Source organism: Noviherbaspirillum sp. UKPF54 (assembly GCF_007874125.1).
GTDB lineage: Bacteria > Pseudomonadota > Gammaproteobacteria > Burkholderiales > Burkholderiaceae_D > Noviherbaspirillum.
The window spans coordinates 683,601-704,643 of sequence record NZ_CP040128.1 but is presented as its reverse complement, the minus strand read 5'-3'; the positions used below and the strand labels follow the sequence as shown (position 1 = coordinate 704,643).

Here is a 21,043-nt window from a genome sequence, read left to right as displayed (position 1 = left end):
CGTCAGCGCGCGCCGCTGCTGCGCTCGCCGCCGCTGCTGCCGGTGGCGGCGCCGGGAGATGCCGGCCCTTCGGCTACCTGCTGCGGCCAGCTCAACACCACCGAGGCGACGTGCGGCCCGGCCTTCTGCTTGGCGCGCACCTTGGCGGTCCGGTCCAGCTCGTAGCCGGCGGCGTCGGCGCGGATGCGGTAGGTGCCGCTTTTCGGCACGTCGACCAGCATCATCGGCGCATCGCAATTGGCCTGCAATACCTGCTTGCCCTGCGCATCCCGGATGTCGACGTTGACGTCGGCCAGGTAGGAGCCGTCGCGCGCGGCGAAGGTCAGCATCAGGTCGTAGCCGCGCGCCTGCTGCGTCATGTAGGCGGCCTCTTCGGCGCCCACGCCGCCGCACAGGTAAGTGACGTCGCCCTGGGTGCGCGGCTGAACGCGCGCCACCGGCGGCGGCGCGGCGCGCAGTTCGGCGCCGGCTTCGGACTGCATGCCGGACGCGCCGCTGGCGTCCTGCACGCTGCCCGGCGTGTCGGCGCTGCCGCCGTGGGCATCGGAGCCGGGGCCGGACGACGAGGAGCCACCCGACGCACCCGAGGTGCCGGCGCCGCCGGAAGCGCCGGGCGCGCTCAGCGTGGAAGTGCCCGACGCATCGGAGCCCGGTTCCGGCAGGGTCGGGGCCGACTGGACCGGCGCGTCCGGCATCGGCTGCGGCGGCGGGTGCATCTGCGCCAGCGCGGCCTGGGCGCTTAACCCGAGAGCAATGGTCCAAAGACTTTTCATGTGGAAAACCTCCTGAACGAACGGGCATGAAGAAGATACGCGCGCGGCGTAGAAGCCGCCGTCGCCGCCGGGCGAGGCGGACCTGGAACTTGTGAATATGCAGCATTCGTGCCCGGCGCTGCGCCCCCAGCGGGAATGCAGCAACGGCTGGAAACTTTTACATGCAAGTGAAGTCATTAGCGACATCATGCAAGCTCGTTTCCGCTTCGCCGCTGCTTGTTGCGACTGGCATCAAAAATGCTGGGAGGGCTTGCGGAAGAAAGAATATTTTTTCTTCGCTAATGATTGATGACTGCGTCTATTGCCAAGGCATTTCCGTGAGCCATCCCGTACTGGAACTCCCTGTCAAGATTCTCCCGCAGCCGGACGAGACCACCTGCGGCCCGACCTGCCTGCACTCGGTGTACCGCTACTGGGGCGAGGACGAGGAACTCGCCGAGGTCATCGCGCGCGCCGGCCGGCTGGAGCACGGCGGCACCTTCGCGGTGTTTCTCGCGTGCGATGCGCTGGCCAAGGGCTACAAGGCGACGATCTATACCTACAACCTGACCGTGTTCGACCCGACCTGGTTCGCGCCGGGGGTCGACATCGCCGACCGCCTGCGCCGGCAGCGCGAAATCAAGATGGATTACCGGCTGCAACACGCCACCACCGGCTACCTGGAATTCCTTTCGCGCGGCGGCCGGCTGCGCCTGCTGGACCTGTCGCGCTATTTGATCCGCGGCATCCTGCGGCGCGGCCTGCCGATCATTACCGGCCTGTCTTCGACCTACCTGTACCGGGTACCGCGCGAATACGGCCCGGAAGACAAGCCCGACGACGTGCGCGGCCTGCCCTCCGGGCATTTCGTGGTGATCGCCGGCTATGACCGCGAGCGCCGCCAGGTGCTGGTGGTCGACCCGTACGCCAAGAATCCCTACGCCAGCGCGCACGAGTACTGGCTGAGTATCGACCGTGTCGTCAATGCGGTACTGCTCGGCATCGTCACGCACGATGCGAACCTGCTTATCATTCACCCCCCCAGACCGGGGCGACAGGAAGTACCATGAATATCCTTTTCGTCGTAAGTCAGCAGCAAGATTGGCCCAGCGACATCCCAGGCGTCACCGTCATCCCTGCACAAACCTACCTGATGGACCCGGCCTACGGGGACAGCAACTCCACCAAAGTCTTCAACCTCTGCCGCACCTACCGTTACCAGAGCGACGGCTACTACGTGTCGCTGCTGGCGGAAGCGCGCGGCCACCAGCCGGTACCGGACGTGGAAGCGATGAAATCGCTGCAATCGGAAAGCCTGGTGCAGGACATCACCGAAAAGCTCGGCGATCTGATCGACTGCGCGCTGGCGCGCGACAGCGAGGATTTCATCGACCTGAACATCTACTTCGGGCGGGATAGCGCGCAAGAGCAGCGACGGCGCCACCAGCCGCTGGCCGATGCGCTGTTCAAGATGCTGCGCGCGCCGGTGCTGCACGCCCGCTTCGAACGCGCCAACGAGCGCTGGCACCTGTGCGGCATCTATTCCGGCAGCGTGCGCGACATCCCCCAGCATGACCGCGACTGCGCGGCGCAGGCGGCGATCGACTTCCTGCGCGAGCAAAAGATCCGCTCCACGACGCCGGCCCGCAGGAAGCCGTCGCTGGCGATCCTGTACGATGCCGAGCGCTCCGAATGCCCATCCAATGCGGAAGCAATGCGCAAGTTCGTCGACGCCGCCGGCGTGCTCGACATGCAGGCGGAACTGATCGCGCGCAAGGATGCGGGCCGACTGGCCGATTTCGACGCGCTGTTCATCCGCGAAACCACCAACGTCAACCACTACACCTACCAGCTGTCGCGCCAGGCGGCCGACTCGGGCCTGGTGGTGATCGACGATCCGGACTCGATCCTGCGCTGCACCAACAAGATCTACCTGGCCGAACTGCTGGCGCGCCACCACATCCCGATCCCGAAGACGATGGTGGTCCACCAGGGCAACGTCGAGCAGATCGTGTCGACCCTGGGCCTGCCGTGCATCCTGAAGCAGCCCGATTCGGCGTTTTCGCTGGGCGTGGTGAAGGTCGAATCGGAGGCGCAACTGCTGGCCAAGGTCAGCGAGCTGCTGCGCGAGTCGGAACTGGTGCTGGCGCAGGAATTCCTGCCCACCGAATTCGACTGGCGCGTCGCGGTGCTCGACCAGCGCCCCCTGTTCGTCTGCAAGTACTACATGGCGCCCGGCCACTGGCAAATCATCAAGCACGAGTCGCAGCACAGTTACGAGGGCCGCACCGAGGCGCTGTCGGTGGGCGAGGCGCCCGACGAGGTGATCAAGACGGCGGTGGCGGCCGCCAACCTGATCGGCGACGGCTTCTATGGCGTGGACCTGAAGCAGGTCGGCAGCCAGGTGTGCGTGATCGAGATCAACGACAACCCGAACGTGGACGCCGGCAATGAAGACGCGGTGCTGGGCGATGCGCTGTACCGCGAGGTGATGGGCGTGTTCCGCAAGCGCATCGAGGCGCTCAGGGGAAACATCACATGACGACGGACGACGATCCTCCGCTGCTGCACGTCTTTTCCGGCTACGGCATCGAACTGGAATACATGATCGTCGACCGCGACAGCCTGTCGGTGCGGCCGATCGCCGACCGCCTGCTGCGCGACGCCGACGATGCCGTTGTCGGCGAGGTGCGGCGCGGCCTGCTGGGATGGTCGAACGAACTGGCGCTGCACCTGATCGAGGTGAAGAACCTGCGCCCGATCATCATGCTGTCCATGCTGCAGGACGCCTTCCAGAGCGAGGTACGGGAAATCAACGAGCGGCTGGCACCGCACGGCGCCTGCCTGATGCCCACCGCCATGCATCCGTGGATGAACCCGGCGACCGACACGGCGCTGTGGCCGCACCAGAACGAGGAAATCTACCGCGCCTATGAGAGCGCTTTCGATACAAGGAGCCACGGCTGGCTGAACCTGCAGAGCATGCACATCAACCTGCCGTTCGCCGACGACCGGGAATTCGCGCGGCTGCACGCGGCGGTGCGGCTGGTGCTGCCGATCCTGCCTGCGCTGGCGGCCAGTTCCCCGATCGCCGACGGCCGCGCGACCGGCTTCGCCGATTACCGCATGCGCGTGTACTGCGACAACGCCAGGAATATCCCGTCGATCGCCGGGCTGGTGGTGCCGGAAACCATCACCAGCCGCCGCGCCTACGAGCAGCGCGTGCTGGAACCGATGTACCGCGACATCGCGCGCCACGACCCGCGCGGCGTGCTGCGGCACGAATGGCTCAACTCGCGCGGTGCCATCGCGCGCTTCGACCGCAGCGCCATCGAGATCCGCGTGGTCGATACCCAGGAATGCACGCGCGCCGACCTGGCCGTCGCCGCCGCCGCCGTGTCGGCTGTGCGCCTGCTGTACCGCGCGCCCGACGCCGCCCTGCTGGCGCAGCAGGAAATCCCGACCAATGCGCTGGCCGCCATCCTGCAGGATTGCCTGCGCGACGCGGAGCAGGCCGTGATCGACCATGCCGGCTATCTGGCCCTGATGGGCGTGCCGGAAAAGCGCTGCACGGCCGGCGAGCTGTGGGCGCACCTGGTGGGACAGATCGCGCTCGACGACCCGGTGCACGAGAGCCTGTGGCATGCGCCGCTGCAAGTCATGCTGCAGCAGGGGCCGCTGGCGCGGCGCATCCTGCGCGCCGTCGGGCCGGAATGTTCCAGGGCAAAGATGACGGCGGTGTACCGCGAACTGTGCGCCTGCCTGCAGGAGGGACGGATGTTCGTGGAAAACGGGTAACTGTTCTCCCCTCGGCTGCTCCCTGCGCCGGGAGCCCCTGCATCCGGCGTGGGGAATGCGGTTCTTCGATTTCGGACAGGAGCGTTTAATCCATCACCGCCATGCCCTTCCCCACCCATTTCCTCATCACCTGCGAGCACGCCGGCAACCGCATCCCCTCGCGCTACCGCGATTTCTTCCGCGACCGGCAAGCCCTGCTGCATACCCATCGCGGCTACGACCTCGGCGCGCTGCGCCTGGCGCGCGAGATGTCGTCGCTGCTGGACGCGCCGCTGCTGGTGTCGACCATCAGCCGCCTGCTGGTCGACCTGAACCGCTCGCTCGGCCATCCGGAAGCGTTTTCGGAAGTCACGCGCGCACTGCCGGCGGAATTGCGCGAGGAAATCATCGCCCGCTACTACCAGCCCTACCGCAACAAGGCCGAAACCATGATCGCGCAGGCCATCGACGGCGGCGCGCGCGTGGTCCACGTGTCCTGCCACAGCTTCACGCCGGAACTGGACGGCGAGGTGCGCGACGCCGATATCGGCCTGCTGTACGACCCGGATCGCGGCGCGGAGGTAGAGCTGTGCCGTCGCTGGCGCGTGGCGCTGCACGTCTATGCCGCAGCGCTCAAGGCGCGCATGAATTATCCGTACGAGGGCACGGCGGACGGTTTCACGGTTTACCTGCGGCGGCGCTTCGGCGCCGACCGCTACCTCGGCATCGAACTGGAGATCAACCAGAAGCACGTGCGCGCGGACGGCGCGCCGCACTGGCGGGCGGTGCGCCATGCCATCCTCGAAGCCTTGCGCAGCGCCGCGCCGCAGGCGCTGCCGGCCTGACGGCCGCGGCAGCTCGCCACAGGCCGCTACAGGTGGCGCTCGGCGGTGCTGGCATAGCGCAGGAACCAGCCGCGCGCCAGGCGGGCGATCACTTCCAGGCTGCCCGGCTCGTCGAACGAATGCGTGCCGCCGGGGATGATCTCGAAGCGCTTGCGGCAGTGCAGCGCCGCATAGGCTGTCCGGTTCTGCGCGATCACGCCGTCGTCGAGGCTGCCGACGATCAGCAGCGTCGGCGCGACGATCCGCGTGAGCGTGGCCGGTTCCATGAGGTCGGTGCGGCCGCCGCGCGACACGACGGCCGCGATGCGCGCGCCCTGACCGGCTGCCAGCTGCATGGCGGCGGCGGCGGCATGACTCGCGCCGAACAGGCCGATCGGCGAACCGCGCGTGGCCTGGTGTTGCCGCAGCCACTCGCAGGCGGCCTGCATGCGCCCGGCCAGCTTGCCGATATCGGCCACCGTGCCGCGCATGCTCCTTTCCGCAGATGTGAGCAGCTCCATCCACAGGGTGCCGAGGCGGGCGGCGCGCAATACGCTGGCGACATAGTCGGTGGGCGGCTTGACGCGATTGCCGCCGCCGCAGCTGGCAAACAGGACCACGCCGATGTGGTTTTCCGGCAGCCACAACACGCCATCCAGGGCAATCGAATCGGCGTCAATCGTGACTTGTTCTATATGCATCTCTCATCGCGGGAGAATCGAATCCGTAGCCGACGCGCACGCAAGCTCCATGCCACGGCGCCCTACCCTGCCTTCGGCGCGGTGGCGTCGAGCCCGGCGATGGTGCGCCGTTCCAGCGGCGCCAGCGCCGGCCCTTCCAGCACATCGCCTTCATGCGAGAAGCGGCTGCCGTGGCAGGGGCAGTCCCAGCTGCGTTCGGCGCGGTTCCAGTGCACGATGCATTTCAGGTGGGTACAGACCGGCGACACGGCGTGCAGGTCGCCGGCATCGTCCCGGTACACCGCCAGCTTGTCGCCGTCGATCTCGATCACCCGGCCTTCGCCGCAGCGCACTTCGGTCAGCGCCCTGGCTTCGCCGCCCTTGATGTAATCCTTGACGTAGTAGCCGGCCACGTTCAAATTTTCTTTCAGAAATTTACCGGCCGACTTTACCGGGGTGAAACGGCGCGGCGAATACAGCTCGTCGTATTCGGTGCTGCGCCCGGCGATCTGTTCCGACAGCAGGATGGCAGCCAGCGTGCCGTAGGTCAGGCCGTCGGTGGCGAAACCGGTCGCCAGGTACAGGTGGCTGGAGCCGATGCTGTGGCCGATGTAGGGCAAGCCGTCGGCCGGCCGATAATGCTGTGCCGACCAGCGGTATTCGACCGCCTGCACCGTGAAGCGCGCGCGCACGATCTGCTCCAGCTTGCGCCAGGCCGCGTCCGTGTCTTCCCGCTGGCCGCTCTTGTGCCGCTCGCCGATCAGCAGCACATGCGGACGGCCATCGTATTCGACCAGACGGGTGGAAGTCCTTTCCGCGCCGACGCTCCAGAAAATCCCTCCGGACAGCTGCTTTTCGGCGAGCGCGCCCGCCACCGCGTATTCGCGGTACGGCGCCAGTTCGGTCTGCAGCGTATTGAAGCCCTTGGGCGTGTGGGTCGCCATCACCACGTGCTGCGCGCGCACGGTGTGCTGCGCGGTGCGCACGAGCGCATGGCTCTGGTCGATCTCCACCACCGGCGTGCCTTCGTAGATATGGCAGCGCTCGGAGCGAATCGCGGCGGCCAGCTGGCGCACGTAATGCAGCGGGTGGAACTGCGCCTGGTGCGACACCACCAGCGCCTTGTTGATGCTGTAGGGCAGCGGCGCCTCGTTGCTCACGCGCGCATCCAGCCCGCATTTCACGCAGGCCTGGTATTCGCGCTCGATCAACTCATCGTCTTGCGCCGAGGAATCGGTGCTGTACAAGACCCAGGGCTGGCGCAAGAATTGGCAGCGCAGGCGGTAATCGAAGATATTCTGCTCGACAAGGTCGATCGCCATGCGGCGCGACTGCACCACCTGGCGCGTCCTGTCCCAGCCCCACTTGTCGGCCAGGCGGTGCAGGTAGGAGTCGACTGTCGCGTACAGGTTGCCGGTCGAATAACCGGTGCTGCCGTAACCTACGCGCACCGCTTCCAGCACCGCGACGCGCCGCCCGGCGCGCGCCAGCAGGGCGGCGGTGGTCATGCCGGTGATGCCGCCGCCGACGATGGCCACATCCACCTCCAGGTCCGCCGCCAGGGGAGCGAAGGTCAGCTCGTCCGACGCCCGGTTCCAGATCGAGCGCCGCATCAGCGGACCGCCTGCCGCGTAGTCCGACAAGCCTCCGGTGCCGCAATCTCCTGAACGGTGGTCCATGTGATTCTCCTGCAATGAAAAGCAGCGTGCCAGGCTTACATCGGGCCGGGCCTCGGCGGCACCGGCCGCGCCGCCAGGTCGAGCTGCGCGGTCGTCGCGTGGCCGCCGCCGTAATGCATCGAAGTGACCGGCCGCGGCGGCCCCTTCGGCGTGTCGCCCTCGCGCCCGCAGGCGGCAAGGAACAGGAGCAGCGCGGCGGCATAGGGCAATCGGTTTCGTATCATGGTGGCACCTCGAATTGGCTCGTTTCTGGAATAAGAATGCGGGCTCTCAGCCATGCAATCGTTGTTCCTGCATGGCGTGCTCCTGCGGAAGGTATGGCGGCGCCGTTTCCTCCTCCTGCACGCCGCCGCCCTGCAGCCTGCGGAAATAGTCGATGGTGCGCTCCAGGCCGTCGGCCAGTCCGACCGCCGGTTCCCACCCCAGCATGTCGCGCGCCAGCGCGATATCGGGGCGCCGCCGCACCGGGTCGTCGCTGGGCAGCGGCTGGAAGACGATGTCCGAGCCGGACCCGCACATGGCGATCACGCGCTCGGCCAGCTCCACCATCGTGTGCTCGACCGGATTGCCCAGATTGACCGGCCCGCAAAAGCCGTCCGGGCTCTCCATCAACCGGTACAGGCCGTCGATCAGGTCGCCGACGTAACAGAACGACCGGGTTTGCGCGCCGTCGCCGTAGACGGTGAGCGGCTGGCCGGCCAGCGCCTGCATGATGAAGTTCGAGACCACCCGGCCGTCGTTGGGATGCATGCGCGGGCCGTAGGTATTGAAGATGCGTGCAATTTTTACCGACAGCTTGTGCTGCCGCCGGTAATCCATGAACAGGGTTTCGGCGCAACGCTTGCCCTCGTCGTAGCAGGAGCGCAAGCCGATCGGATTGACATGACCCCAGTAGCATTCGTCCTGCGGATGGATCTGCGGATCGCCGTACACTTCGCTGGTGGATGCCTGCAGGATCTTCGCCTTGAGGCGCTTGGCCAGTCCCAGCATGTTGAGCGCGCCGTGCACGCTGGTCTTGGTGGTCTGCACCGGATCGTTCTGGTAATGCACGGGCGAGGCGGGACAGGCCAGGTTGTAGATTTCATCGACCTCGACATACAGCGGAAAGGTCACGTCGTGGCGCAGCAGCTCGAAGCGCGGATGCACCAGCAAGTGCGCGATGTTGCGCTTGCTGCCGGTATAAAAGTTATCGACGCACAACACGTCGTGGCCTTTCGCCAGCAGGTAATCGCACAGGTGCGAACCGAGAAAGCCGGCGCCGCCGGTGACCAGGATGCGTTTGCTGTCGTTTTCTTTCATGGATGCGCCCCGTGTTGATGCCCTCTCCTGCAGACGGGAGAGGGACGCCCGGCATAGGAGAGCCTTCGTATCACCCGTTCTTCTCCACAATGAAATTCCCGATCGCCAGCGCATCGAGCGGGGTCGTGCAAAACGATGCGAGCGCGTCGCGCGGGGTGCATACCACCGGTTCGCCGCGCGTATTGAACGAGGTATTGATCAGCACCGGCACGCCGGAACGCCGCGCGAACGCGCGCAGCAGGTCGTAATATGGGGGGTTCTGCGCGCGGTTGATGGTCTGGATGCGCGCGGTACCATCGACATGGCGCACCGCCGGTATCCGCTCGGCCTTGTCCGGCCGCACGTCGTACACGAACACCATGAACGGCGACACGCCGCCGTCGACGAACCATTCGGCGGCTTCCTCTTCCAGCACCACCGGTGCGACCGGGCGGAAATCCTCGCGGTCCTTGATCTGGTTCAGGCGCTGCTGCATCGATGCATCGAGCGGCGAGGCCAGGATCGAGCGAGCGCCGAGCGCGCGCGGTCCGAACTCCATGCGGCCCTGGAACCAGCCGATCACCTTGTTTTCCATTAACAGCTGCGCCACCTCGGACGACAGGTCGGCGGCGCGGCGGTAGCGCAGCTTCGATTGCTGCAGCACTTCCTCGATCTCGCCGTCGTCGTAGGCCGGCCCGAGGAAGGCATGTTCCATGTGCCAGCTGCGCCGTTCATTGACAGCTGCGCCACGCTGCCGGCTGTCGATCCACAGCGCGACGCCCAGCGCGGTGCCGGCGTCGCCGGCGGCCGGCTGCACCCACACCCGCGAAAAGGGACCGCGGTCGCGCAGGCGCGCATTCATCACGCAATTGAGCGCCACGCCACCGGCCAGCGCCAGGTTGGCGGCGCCAGTTTCCTCGTGCAGCCAGTGCGCCATCTTCAATACCGTTTCTTCCAGCGCCACCTGCAGGGACGAGGCGATATCCATGTGCCGCTGCGTGAATTCGGCGCCGCGCTCGCGCGCCGGGCCGAACAGTTCGGCCCAGTCGGCCGGCCGGACTTCGTAGGCGCCGTCGCCGCGATATTGCAGGATGTCATGGAAGCGGTCGGCGTACACCGGCGTGCCGTAGGACGCCAGCGCCATCACCTTGTATTCGTCGGAGGAATGCAGAAAGCCGAGGTAGTCGGTCACCGATTCGTACAGCAGGCCGAGCGAATGCGGCAGGTCGACCTGGCGGATGCGCCGGTAGCGCCGGTCGCGGTACAGGCCATAGCTGGTGGTGGCGCGCTCGCCGCGCCCATCCATGGTCAGCACCGCGCACTCGTCGAACGGCGCGGCCAGGAAGGCGCTGGCTTCGTGCGCCAGGTGATGCTCGACGAAATGCCACTGGTAGGGCCCGTCGTGGCGCACGCCGCGAAAGCGCTTCTTCAGGTGGTGCGGCGCGCCGGAAGCGAGCTGGCGCGGCGCGTTGACGATGGACGACAGGAACAACGGGTCCCAGGGCGACAGCCACTCTGTCTCGTGCGCCGACGGCTCCAGCGGCAGCGTGATGCTGGACTGCTTGCCGTACTTGCCGAGCAACAGCGCCGGGTCGTAGGAATAGGCGACGTGGTCGACCTCGGCCAGCGCGATGCCGGCTTGCCGCAGGCAGTAGTCGATCGCATGGAACGGCAGCTGCCAGGTCGAGAACGGCACCGGCCGCTTGCCGTGCTTGATGCGGGTAAAGCGCTCCTCTTCGGCGGCGGCGATGACCTCGCCGTCGCGCACGAGGCAGGCGGAACAATCGTGGTAGGCAGCGTTGATTCCGAGCGTATACACAGCATCCTCCGGGGATGACCGCACGATGGGGACACGATGGCAGCCTCGGGCCAGTCCTTGGCCCGCAGATGTCGCGAAACCAAGCAAGGTACGTACCCGGACCGCGCATGGCACTTGCCGTGCGTGCCGGTATGCATTTCCGCGTGTCTTTCCCCTTCTTACGCGGTAACAAATACAGATGCTTGTAAATTTTAAAATCGGCGGTTACCGGCGCGCCGGGGACTTTCCCTGCGCGCGGCTTTCATCGAGCCGCCTGTTGCGCAGGTAAATGTACTCACCCGCCACGGCAGTCAGGAAAATGAAGAAATTGGCGAACACGAATACCCAGTTTTCCACCAGGTAGCTATAGACGGTAAAGCCGAGCGATGCCATCAGTTGTCCAATGAACAGCCATTTCGACACGCCCTGCGCGCTGCGGCTGCGCCACTGCGAATAGACCTGGCGGGAAATGGTCAGCACCAGCACGCCGGCGCTGAGCCAGCCTATCAGTTCGGTCATCATCGTTTCTAGCGTCGCTTGTAGTAGAGATCCATGATGGGCGTGGCGGAGATGCCGTGCGCCAGCACCGAAATCGCGACCACCGTCAGCACCAGCGGCACCAGGCGCTCTGCCAGCGGCGGCGGCAACGGGAATTGCAGCGCGAACATCAGGTAATACAGCGAACCGATGCCGCGGATGCCGAACCAGGCCATCAGCCGGCGCTGCAGGCGCGTCACGCCGCGCGTCCCGGCCAGCGCCGCCACCGCCGACAGCGGCCGTATCACCAGCAGCAGCAGGAGCGCAACCAGCGCGCCTTCGCCGGAAAGGCCGCTGCCCGACAACATGATTCCCAGTAGCAGAACCATCACGAATTCGGCGATGTGCTCCAGCTGCTGATTGAACCCAAGCACGGTTTCCGCCATATAGGCCGGCGCCTTCTGCGGGTCGGTGGCGACCGCGATCTCCTCGCCGACCGGCACCGCGCCCAGCGCCTGCGCCGGCGGCATGCGCCCGGTGGCATGATGCTCGATGTGGCGCATGGCGACGCCGGCCGCGAATACCGCCAGAAAGCCGATGCCGTGGATCAGGTCGGCCACGCCATAGCACAGCGCGATCAGGCCGAGCGTCAGGAATTCTTCCATGCCGAGCGCCTGGCGGAAGTGTTTGCGCAGGTACAGCGCCAGCGACACCACGATGCGTCCCAGGAACCAGCCGCTCAAGGCGCCCGCCACGATTCCCCACAGCGCCAGCGGCAGCGCCGCCGGCGTGCCGTATTGCGCCGCCTGCGGCACGCCGAGCAGGCACAGGCCGAGCATGGCGAACGGGTAGGCCGTGCCGTCGTTGAGCCCGCCCTCGCCCGAGAGCGCGAAGCGGGTACGGTCGTGGTCGCCCACGTCCTTGATCTGCACGTCCGACGCCAGCACCGGATCGGTCGGCGCCAGGATCGCCGCCAGCAGCACCGCCGCCCCGGCCGGCAGGCGCAGCAGATACATGCCGGCCAGGCTCAGCAGGAAAATGGTGACCACCATGCCGGGCAAGCCCAGGCGCAGCGGCAGCCACCAGATGCGGTTGGTCAAGTCGACGCGCAGGCGCAAGCCGACCGCGAACAGGGAAATCAGCAGCGCGATTTCCGTAATCAAGGTCAGCAGGCCGGCATGGACGAAGGGATCGAGGCGCACCAGTCCCGCCCCCGACGGCCCGAGCGCGAAACCGATGACCAGGTACAGCATGGCCGGGCTGAGCGGCAACGGCTGCAGCACCGAGCCGGCCAGCCCCATCAGGATCAGCAGCGCACCGATGATCAGGTACCAGATCGTGATGGTCTCGATTTGGGCATCTCCTGCGCGAACACTCCGTGAATACTCCCTTGCATGCGGTAAAAGACGGTCATGGACAGGCCGGCGCGGCGCTCACTGCGGCCGGATGTCGACGCGGCGCGCGCGGCGCCCTCCTTCCGGCACCGGCACCGTAATCTCCAGCACGCCGTCGCGCAACGCGGCCGAGGCGGCGTCCGGCTCGGCGCCTTCCGGCAAGGCGATGACGCGGTAAAAATGGCCATAGTTGCGTTCCGAGCGTTGCAGTTCCTGTGCCTGCCGCGCCGGATGGCGGTCGCCCTCGATGGTGACCCGGTCATTCTTGATTTCCACCCGCACATCGTCGCGCCCCACACCCGGCAGCTCGGCGCAGATCACCATCTTGTCCGCGCCCTGCGCCACCTCGACCGCCGGCTCCCAGGCGCCTGGGGTAGACGCGCGGCTGAAGGGCTGAGCCGGCCGGGCCATGAAGCGCCCCACCAGCTGGTCCATTTCTTCCGACATCTTGCGCATCATCGTCAGCGGCTCATCCCACATTTGCATCAGGCGGGGAAGCCAGGATTGCTCGCCGGCGCGCGGCTGCTCCTGCGCTTGCTGCCCTGCTGGCTGCCCTTCCTGCTTTCCCTCCTGTGGCTGCGCTTCCCGCGGCCGCTCCTCGATGAATTTCCGGAAGCGCGCCAGGCCCTGCGCGGCGCGCTCGGCCACCGCGCGCGCGGCATCGCCGCGCTGCGCGAGCAGCTGTTCCCCGTGCTCGCAGTCGACGCTCACGGTGATCCGGGTGCGCTCCGGCGCCAGCGCCTGCAGCTCGATGCGACCCGTGTAGTGGGGCTTGCTGGTGTGACGCCAGGCAATACAGCGCTCCGGAACTTGTTCCGTAATCTCGGCATCCCATTCCCTGTCCAGATTGCCGGCCCTGCTGCGCCAGTGCAGGTGGGTATCGTCGAGCTGGCGTACCTGCACCACATCGTCCATGTAGCGCGGATAGTGCTCGAACCGCGTCAGCTGGTCATAGGCAGTGCTTGCAGGCACATTGACTTCGATCGATTGTTCGATTCTTGCCATCATGAAGCTCCTTTCTGTCCTTGCCGCGCGATGCAAACAGCCGCACGCGGCATGCGCCGCACTGCCGACGCCGGTCCGCCCTTGCGCTTCGCCCCACCCGCGCAGCGACGGCATGGAGGTAGCCAGCGGACATTGCGGCGGTCGTCATTGCATGCGTGTCAATCGTCTTGGAATAAATAGTGCTAACCAGCCCTGCGAAGCACCCGGCCGGCCGGGATATGCGAACTTGATCGCGAACGTGACCGGCACCCCTCTTCGCAAGTTCCATTCCACTGGATGGGCTGTGCCGCGCGGCTTCCTTCCCGCGCAGGCAGCGTCGGGTGGCCCGATGCATGCCGGCGCCGCCAGGAAGATAAGGGAGTTCGTTTGTAAAAGCGCTTTGTAACTATTACAGGCAGGAATGGAACAAGCTTGCACTGCCTGCCGTTTCTTGTGACCGGATACGTAAATGGATATGTCACCTCCGCCCGACGGCCAGCCTCCCCGCCAGAATGTCATGCGCGACCTGTGGCAAGTCGTTTCCGGCTTTCGCGGGCGTATCGCCGCGGCGCTGATCTGCCTGATCCTGGCCAAGGTGGCGGTGGTGTCGGTGCCGCTCATGCTCAAGCGCATCGTTGACGAGCTGTCCCATCCGGAACACATCACCTCGCTGCCGATCGTGCTGCTGACCGGCTATGCGATCATGCGCTTTGCCAGCACGCTGTTCAACGAGTTGCGTGACCTGGCATTCTCGCGCGTGACCCAGCACACGGTCGCCACCTACGCCCACAACACATTCTCCCACCTGCATTCGCTGTCGGCGCGCTTTCATGCGCAGCGCCGCATCGGCGGCCTGTTGCCCGACATCGACCGCGGCACCAACGGCATCGCCTTCCTGCTCGGCGTGGGCCTGTTTACGCTGGTGCCGACGCTGCTCGAGATCGGCATGGTGATCGCCATCATGACCACCCGCTACAGCCTCTGGTACACCGCCATCATCGGCGTCACCTTCCTCCTCTACTGCGGCTTCACCCTGGTGTTCACCGCCCGGCGCGCCATCCACCAGCGCCGCGTGAACCGCCTCGACTCCAGCGCCAAGAGCCTCTTGACCGACAGCCTGATCAATTACGACACGGTCAAGTACTTCACCAACGAAGGAAAGGAATCGCATCGCTTCCAGGATGTCATGGACCACTGGGCCGAAGCGGTGGTGCAGAACCAGCGCGCGCTGTTCATCCTGCACGTCGGACAGAGCGCGATCATCGCCCTCGGCGTGGCATCGGTGATGCTGCTGGCCGGCCACGGCGTGATGACGCGGCAGATGCTGGTGGGCGACCTGATCCTGATTAACGCCTACGTGATCCAGCTCTGCCTGCCGCTGAACTCGCTCGGCTTCGTGTACCGCGAATCGCGCGATGCGCTGGTCAACACCGAAAAGCTGTTCCAGCTGCTGCGCGAAAAGCCGGAAATTCCCGACCCGCCCGGCCTGCCGGAACTGCGCGTGGCGAAAGGCGAAGTGGTGTTCGACAATGTCAGCTTCGGCTACGAGCCGGGGCGCATCATCCTGCGCGACGTCTCCTTCCGCATCGCGCCCGGCACCACCGTGGCGGTGGTCGGCGGCAGCGGCTCCGGCAAGTCCACGCTGGCGCGCCTGCTGCTGCGCTTTTACGACGTCGGCAGCGGCCGGGTGCTGGTCGACGGCCAGGACATCCGCAGCGTGTCCACCCGGAGCCTGCGCGCGGCCATCGGCGTGGTGCCGCAGGAAACCCTGCTGTTCAACGACACCATCGCCTACAACATCGGCTACGGCCGCCCCGACGCCACCATGGACGACATCGTAGCCGCAGCCAAGGCCGCGCACATCCACGAGCTGATCGAATCGCTGCCGCAGAAATACGATACACCGGTCGGCGAGCGAGGCGTCAAGATGTCGGGCGGCGAGAAGCAGCGCATCGCGCTGGCGCGCGCCATCCTCAAGAATCCGCCGCTGCTCATTTTCGACGAAGCCACCTCCGCGCTCGACTCGCAATCCGAGCGCGCCATCCAGGAAGAGCTCGACCAGCTGTCGCACAACCGCACCGCGCTGGTCATCGCGCACCGCCTGTCGACCGTGGTCGACGCCGGCGAAATCCTGGTGATGGACCGCGGCCGCATCATCGAGCGCGGCCCGCATGCGGAACTGCTGCACAAGGGCGGAGCCTATGCGCGGCTGTGGCAGCTGCAGCAGAGCAGCGAGCACAGCGAGGAGCGGGAAAAGGAATTGCTGTCCGGGTAGCAATCCACGCAGAAAAGCAGGCAATGATGTGGCACAAGAGTTGCCTTCGAACCGGGAACGCCCGGGAACAATAGCAGGCGTGCTTATTCCAATTTAAAAAAACCCATTCAGGATCGCAGCCATGCCGAAAGTACTCGCATTTAACAGGGATCGCCGGCGCCGTCGCGCCGAAGGCGACGGCCTGCGCGCAGGCCGCACAAGGGAAGCGCCGCCCGCTGCGCCACGCAGCGCCTCGGTCACGCGCCTGCATCCCCATGCCGGCGACGCCCCGCCGGCGGTCGACATCGACGTGTCGATCGTGGTGCCGACGCGGGGCCGCCCGCAGCTGCTCAACCGCTGCATTGCCAGCCTTGTCCTGCAGCGCTTCGACCCGGGCCGCTTCGAAATCATCATCGTCGACGACGGGCCCGACGACAGCACGCGCGACATCGTGGTCGGCTGGTCGGCCCACACCGCCGGCACCGGTCCCGACATCGTCTACATCCCGTCGATGGGGCCGCACGGGCCGGCTGCCGCACGCAACCACGGCTGGCGGGCCGCGCGCGGCGGCATCATCGCCTTCACCGACGACGACACGATCGCGCGCGCCGACTGGTTGCGCAACGGCATGCTTGCATTCAACGACGACGTGCACGCGGTGCGCGGACGCATCGTCATGCCGATGTCCGGCACGCCCACCGACTACCAGCTCGACGCCAAGAACCTGGAAACCGCCGAATTCGTCACCGCCAACTGCTTCGTGCGCAGGCGCGTGCTGGAAGACATCGGCGGCTTCGACGAGCGCTTCCGCTTTGCCTGGCGCGAGGATTCCGACCTCTATTTCAGCCTGCTCGAATACAGCGCCGGCATCGTGCACGCGCCGAACGCGGTGATGACGCATCCGATCCGTCCGGCCGGGTGGGGCGTGAGCATCTCCCAGATCAGGAAGATCCAGTTCGACGCGCTGCTGTTCAAGAAGCATCCGCTGCTGTACCGCGAGAAGATACGCGCCCGCCCGCGCTGGGATTTCTACCTGACGGTGGCGGCGCTGTTCGCCTGCCTGGCCAGCCTGCTGGCCGCCCTGGCCGAGGCGGCGGTCGCCGCGGGCCTGGTCTGGCTGTTCATGACCGCGCGCTTTTGCGCGCAGCGCCTGAAGCGCACGTCGCGTACTCCGTCGCACATCGCCGAGATGCTGATCACTTCGATCCTGATCCCGCCTCTTGCGGTCTTCTGGCGCGCCGTCGGCGCGCTCAGGTTCCGCGCGAGGCTGATATGAGCGACGCGGGCGAGGAGGTTGCGCCGCCGCGCACGAACGAAGGGGGCTCATTGGCGCGCGCAAATGACGACGTCGCGCTGCCGCGCTTCGTGCAGATCGAGCCGGTCGGCCAGTGCAACCTGCGCTGCCGCATGTGCCCGATCCAGTTCCGCGGCGAAGGCGGCCCCGGCCAGCCACGCGCCTTCATGGATTTCGAGGTGTTCTGCCGCCTGATCGACCAGTTCCCCCAGCTGGAGGAATTGCAGCTGCAGGGGCTGGGCGAACCGATGCTGCATCCGCGCTTTTTCGACATGGTGCGCTACGCCGCCGGGCGCGGCATCGCGGTGTCGACCAATACCAACCTCACCGTCCTGACCGACGCGCGCGCCGAGGAATGCGTCGCGAGCGGCCTGCGCACGCTGCATGCCTCGCTCGACGGCGCCAGCGCCGACACCTTCCAGGCGATCCGCCTGCGCGCGCGCTTCGAGCGCGTGCTGCGCAACCTGCGCCGACTGGTGCAGGCCAGGGAAAAACTGAGGAGCGCAACGCCCGACATCCGCCTGGTGGCCGTGGCCATGCGGCGCAACCTGCACGAACTGCCCGACCTGGTGCGGCTGGCCCGCCGCGAAGGCGTACGTGCGCTGTCGGTGCAGCACCTGTGCCACGATTTCGGCGAGTCGAGCCTGCCCGAGCGCTACCGTCCGATGCGCAGCTTCGTCGACGAAGAAAGCCTCGTCAACGACGACCCGCAGCGCGTCGAACGGCACTTCGAGGCAGCGCGCGCGGCCGCGCGCGAGCTCGGCGTCGCGCTGCGCCTGCCCAACGTGAGACCACGCCCGCACCCGCCCGGCATGCCGGGAAGAGCCCGCTGCGACTGGCCATGGCGCGGCGCCTACATCAGCTACGACGGCCGCGCCATGCCATGCTGCATGGTGTCCACGCCGGACCGCATCCACTTCGGCGACATGGCGCAAAACGGCGTGGCGACGATCTGGAACAATCGCCAGTACACCGCATTTCGCGAACAGCTCGCCTCTGCGACGCCCCCGGAAGTCTGTCGCAGTTGCGCCATCTACGCAGGCACTTTCTGATTGCGCCCCTATGCAGCGACGACTGAAAATCCTCACCTGGCACACGCACGGCAGCTACCTCTACTACCTGACCCAGGCCCCGCACGATTTCTACGTCCTGTCCAAGCCCGACCGTCCGCCCGGATACGGCGGTCGCTGCGGCCACATCCCGTGGGGCGATAACGTGATCGACCTGCCGGTCGACGAAGCGAAGGACTGCCAGTTCGACTGCATCCTGTTCCAGGACGACGACCAGTACCTGAAGGACCAGCACCTCTACCTGTCGGAAGCGCAGCGCCGCCTGCCGAAGATCTACCTGGAGCACGACCCGCCGCGCGAGAACCCGACCGACATGCGGCACCCGGTGCAGGACCCGGATGTGCTCCTGGTGCATGTCACGCCGTTCAACGCGCTGATGTGGGATAGCGGCGCGACGCCCGCGCGCATCGTCGAGCACGGCGTGATCGTCCCCCCGCACGTAAGCTACGGCGGCGAGCTGGAGCGCGGCATCGTGGTCGTCAACAACATCGCCCGGCGCGGCCGGCGCCTGGGCGGCGACGTTTTCATGCGCGCGCGCGAGGCGGTGCCGCTCGACCTGGTCGGCATGGGCGCGCCGGAAGCGGGCGGGCTGGGCGAAGTCGAGCACGCGCAGCTGCCCGCCTTCTGCGCGCGATACCGCTTCTTCTTCAACCCGATCCGCTACACCAGCCTGGGCCTGGCCGTGATCGAGGCGATGATGATCGGCATGCCCATCGTCGCGCTGGCGACCACCGAAATGGCGACCGTGATCGACAACGGCGTCTCCGGCTACGTCGACACGCGCGAGGACGTGCTGGCCGAGCGCATGCGGAAATTGCTAGCGCATCCCGGGCATGCCCGCGAGCTCGGCGCGGCGGCGCGGCGCTACGCGCTCGAACGTTTCGGCATCGAGCGCTTCGCGCGCGACTGGGACGCCGTCTTCCGTTTCGTTACCCAACTCTAAAGGAGAGTCCATGGCAGCTTCCGGAAGCTACTTCATCGATCGCGCGGCTGCGGAAAAGGCGGTCGCCATGAGCCTGCCGCTGATCCACGAAGCGATGAAGCACAAGGAAGTCGGGGAAAGCGGCTTTCTGTACCTCGTAGTGATGGACCCGCTGCTCGGGCCCGCCGACTCCTCGTTCGAGGAAGCGATTCTCTACGAGCACGCCGTCGGCGACCGTGAAAAATGGGATGCCGATTATGCGGCGTTCGCGCATGCCAAGGCGCGCGTGGCATGGCGCACCGGATTGGATGGCCACGTGGTACAGGAGCTGCGGCCGCACTTACTGACCGCGCGCGATACGGTGCTGTGGGGCAGCGTTGTGGTGGACGGAATCGTGGTCAGCTGCAGCGGGGCCAATCCTTGGTACGACGAGGCGTTTGCGGGAACGGTGGCGATGTGGTTGCGGGCGATGGCGAAGGGGGGATTGTGGCGGAACGGGGGAGGCATTTGTTTTTGCCGGAGAAGTGATTGATGTTTCTTCGGTGCCCCCGGCACCGCGGAGAAGTGATTGATGTTTCTTCGGTGCCCCCGGCACCGAAGAAACATCAAAAGCCAGCCCATAACATCAAACCCACGTATAAAACACCAACCTCCCCGCAGCCGCATCGAAATACAGCGCATGCCACGGAATCGCCACCTCCGCCCCATGCCGACGCCCACGCGCCAGCATCACGTACCTCAACTGATGCGTCTCCGCATCCACCATCAGGTGATCGACATGCCCGATGCGCGATCCTTCGGGCGTCACAACCGGGCAGCCGTGCAGCAGCTGCGCGGTGCTGGAATCGCATTCGGACACCCTGACAAAGCGCCTGCGGCTGTTGTCCGAGCTGCGTGTCCGACTTCCTGCTGTTCTCATGCGATTCCCTTTCACAAAAAACGCCGGCCTCAGGCGGGCGGCGCCGCGCCGGATGACCAGCTTACGCGGCGCGATCCGGCCGCGCCCATGATGCCGCCGCCCATGCCGATGGCCAGCGCCAGGGCCACCGCCGCGAACACCAGCCAGGCGGCGGCGCTGGTGCGGCGTACCGCGCTCTCGGTCGCGCCGCGGCCCTGCGGCGAGGCGGCGCCGGCCGGACCGGTCAGGATCAGCGCCTGGTCCACCACCGCCGACGCCCTGGCGGGCTCCACGCCGGTGGCGTTGATCACCAGCTGCACAGCCTGATCGCGCTGGCCGGCCTGCAGGTACTGCTGCAGCTGGCGCAGGCCGGCGGCGTCCATTCGGATATCCTGCGCGCGCATCAGCGCCGCCAGCGGCGATTCGCCTGACCGCGCGCCGGCGCTGGCGAGCTGGTTCATGTTGTTGAACACGCCGCTGACCAGCGTGCCGCCGATCGAGGTCGCCAGCATCGAGAACAGGATCGTGGTCACCGCCCACGACACCGCGCCATGCAGCACGCCGTCGGCCTTGCGCTTGAGGCCCGACATGCGCGCGGCGACATAGCCGCCCACGAAGGCCGCGATCAGCATGGATAGCCCGGCCCACAGCAGCGGCCCCGTTCCCATGCCCTCGCCTTGCGACACATCGGTTGCCGACAGGCCAGTCGCAATGCCCAGCAAGGTCAGCAGCAGCTGCACCGAAATGCCGACCACCACGCCCGCCAGCACCGCGCCCCAGCGCACCGCGGAAAACAGCGGCCGCCGCGCGTAGGGCATCGGATCGATCTGTTGCGGCAGTTCTCCACGGCCGGAATGGATGTCGTCGATTCCCATGTCATTCCTCCTGTCATCCCGGGCAGACGGCAAAGCCTGTTCGGTTGCCGATCGTTTCGCTGCACCCGGCCGACGGGTCCACGCAGA

Annotated in this window: 20 protein-coding genes; 9 read left to right on the top strand and 11 right to left on the bottom strand. The window is 66.5% G+C overall.

Going from position 1 to position 21,043, the window contains the following annotated elements; translation table 11 throughout:
• Positions 1-2: 2 nt before the first annotated feature.
• Positions 3-773 (bottom strand): hypothetical protein, encoded by a 771-nt coding sequence (locus FAY22_RS03285; protein ID WP_146328901.1) that lies wholly within the window; start codon positions 771-773, stop codon positions 3-5.
• 317 nt (positions 774-1,090) lie between these two features.
• Between FAY22_RS03285 and FAY22_RS03280 the strand changes: the two genes are divergently transcribed.
• The 4 genes from FAY22_RS03280 to FAY22_RS03265 all read left to right on the top strand — a co-directional run bounded on the left by FAY22_RS03280 (position 1,091) and on the right by FAY22_RS03265 (position 5,374).
• Positions 1,091-1,822, top strand: a complete 732-nt coding sequence (locus FAY22_RS03280) for a C39 family peptidase (protein ID WP_246860641.1) — start codon at positions 1,091-1,093, stop codon at positions 1,820-1,822.
• Positions 1,819-3,294 carry a RimK family protein gene (locus tag FAY22_RS03275; RefSeq protein ID WP_146328899.1) on the top strand — a complete coding sequence of 492 codons (1,476 nt, stop codon included), beginning with the start codon at positions 1,819-1,821 and terminating at the stop codon, positions 3,292-3,294. Before FAY22_RS03280 ends, FAY22_RS03275 begins: the two co-directional genes overlap by 4 nt.
• Positions 3,291-4,550 carry a glutamate-cysteine ligase family protein gene (locus FAY22_RS03270; protein ID WP_146328898.1) on the top strand — a complete coding sequence of 420 codons (1,260 nt, stop codon included), beginning with the start codon at positions 3,291-3,293 and terminating at the stop codon, positions 4,548-4,550. Before FAY22_RS03275 ends, FAY22_RS03270 begins: the two co-directional genes overlap by 4 nt.
• Positions 4,551-4,651: 101 nt before the next feature.
• Complete coding sequence (locus tag FAY22_RS03265) at positions 4,652-5,374, top strand: N-formylglutamate amidohydrolase (protein WP_146328897.1); 723 nt, start codon at positions 4,652-4,654, stop codon at positions 5,372-5,374.
• 26 nt (positions 5,375-5,400) lie between these two features.
• Here the strand turns inward: FAY22_RS03265 and FAY22_RS03260 are convergent, their stop codons facing one another.
• The 8 genes from FAY22_RS03260 to FAY22_RS03225 form a co-directional block, all read right to left on the bottom strand.
• Entirely contained in the window at positions 5,401-6,054 is a 654-nt protein-coding gene (locus FAY22_RS03260; protein WP_146328896.1) for a dienelactone hydrolase family protein, read from the bottom strand.
• Between the two features lie 62 nt (positions 6,055-6,116).
• Entirely contained in the window at positions 6,117-7,712 is a 1,596-nt protein-coding gene (locus FAY22_RS03255) for an FAD-dependent oxidoreductase (RefSeq protein ID WP_146328895.1), read from the bottom strand.
• A gap of 35 nt (positions 7,713-7,747) precedes the next feature.
• Positions 7,748-7,936, bottom strand: coding sequence for a hypothetical protein (locus FAY22_RS03250; RefSeq protein ID WP_146328894.1), 189 nt, complete (start codon positions 7,934-7,936; stop codon positions 7,748-7,750).
• A gap of 46 nt (positions 7,937-7,982) precedes the next feature.
• A complete protein-coding gene (locus FAY22_RS03245; RefSeq protein WP_146328893.1) occupies positions 7,983-9,011 on the bottom strand; it encodes a UDP-glucuronic acid decarboxylase family protein in 1,029 nt (342 codons plus the stop codon).
• Positions 9,012-9,081: 70 nt separating this feature from the next.
• A complete protein-coding gene (locus FAY22_RS03240) occupies positions 9,082-10,809 on the bottom strand; it encodes a carbamoyltransferase C-terminal domain-containing protein (protein ID WP_146328892.1) in 1,728 nt (575 codons plus the stop codon).
• A gap of 204 nt (positions 10,810-11,013) precedes the next feature.
• Positions 11,014-11,307: a hypothetical protein gene (locus FAY22_RS03235; RefSeq protein WP_146328891.1), complete on the bottom strand. Its 294-nt coding sequence runs from the start codon at positions 11,305-11,307 to the stop codon at positions 11,014-11,016.
• Positions 11,308-11,315: 8 nt separating this feature from the next.
• Positions 11,316-12,566 carry a sodium:proton antiporter gene (locus FAY22_RS03230; protein ID WP_246860640.1) on the bottom strand — a complete coding sequence of 417 codons (1,251 nt, stop codon included), beginning with the start codon at positions 12,564-12,566 and terminating at the stop codon, positions 11,316-11,318.
• 132 nt (positions 12,567-12,698) lie between these two features.
• A complete protein-coding gene (locus FAY22_RS03225) occupies positions 12,699-13,667 on the bottom strand; it encodes an Hsp20 family protein (protein WP_146328889.1) in 969 nt (322 codons plus the stop codon).
• Between the two features lie 445 nt (positions 13,668-14,112).
• Here FAY22_RS03225 and FAY22_RS03220 point away from each other — a divergent pair, with 445 nt between their 5' ends.
• The 5 genes from FAY22_RS03220 to FAY22_RS03200 all read left to right on the top strand — a co-directional run bounded on the left by FAY22_RS03220 (position 14,113) and on the right by FAY22_RS03200 (position 19,715).
• On the top strand, positions 14,113-15,918 hold the full coding sequence (locus FAY22_RS03220; RefSeq protein ID WP_210411887.1) for an ABC transporter ATP-binding protein/permease: 1,806 nt from the start codon (positions 14,113-14,115) through the stop codon (positions 15,916-15,918).
• 121 nt (positions 15,919-16,039) lie between these two features.
• Positions 16,040-17,173, top strand: a complete 1,134-nt coding sequence (locus FAY22_RS03215) for a glycosyltransferase family 2 protein (protein WP_146328888.1) — start codon at positions 16,040-16,042, stop codon at positions 17,171-17,173.
• Positions 17,170-18,243 carry an SPASM domain-containing protein gene (locus tag FAY22_RS03210; RefSeq protein ID WP_146328887.1) on the top strand — a complete coding sequence of 358 codons (1,074 nt, stop codon included), beginning with the start codon at positions 17,170-17,172 and terminating at the stop codon, positions 18,241-18,243. The genes FAY22_RS03215 and FAY22_RS03210 overlap by 4 nt, the downstream gene beginning before the upstream one ends.
• Positions 18,244-18,253: 10 nt before the next feature.
• The gene (locus FAY22_RS03205; protein ID WP_146328886.1) at positions 18,254-19,204 is read left to right on the top strand and encodes a glycosyltransferase family 4 protein; all 951 of its coding nucleotides are present in this window, start codon (positions 18,254-18,256) and stop codon (positions 19,202-19,204) included.
• 10 nt (positions 19,205-19,214) lie between these two features.
• The gene (locus FAY22_RS03200; RefSeq protein ID WP_146328885.1) at positions 19,215-19,715 is read left to right on the top strand and encodes a hypothetical protein; all 501 of its coding nucleotides are present in this window, start codon (positions 19,215-19,217) and stop codon (positions 19,713-19,715) included.
• Positions 19,716-19,808: 93 nt separating this feature from the next.
• On the opposite strand, the gene FAY22_RS03195 is transcribed toward FAY22_RS03200, so the two are convergent.
• Together FAY22_RS03195 and FAY22_RS03190 are read right to left on the bottom strand one after the other, a co-directional pair.
• The gene (locus FAY22_RS03195; protein WP_146328884.1) at positions 19,809-20,102 is read right to left on the bottom strand and encodes a PRC-barrel domain-containing protein; all 294 of its coding nucleotides are present in this window, start codon (positions 20,100-20,102) and stop codon (positions 19,809-19,811) included.
• 29 nt (positions 20,103-20,131) lie between these two features.
• Complete coding sequence (locus FAY22_RS03190) at positions 20,132-20,956, bottom strand: hypothetical protein (protein ID WP_146328883.1); 825 nt, start codon at positions 20,954-20,956, stop codon at positions 20,132-20,134.
• Positions 20,957-21,043: the final 87 nt, after the last annotated feature.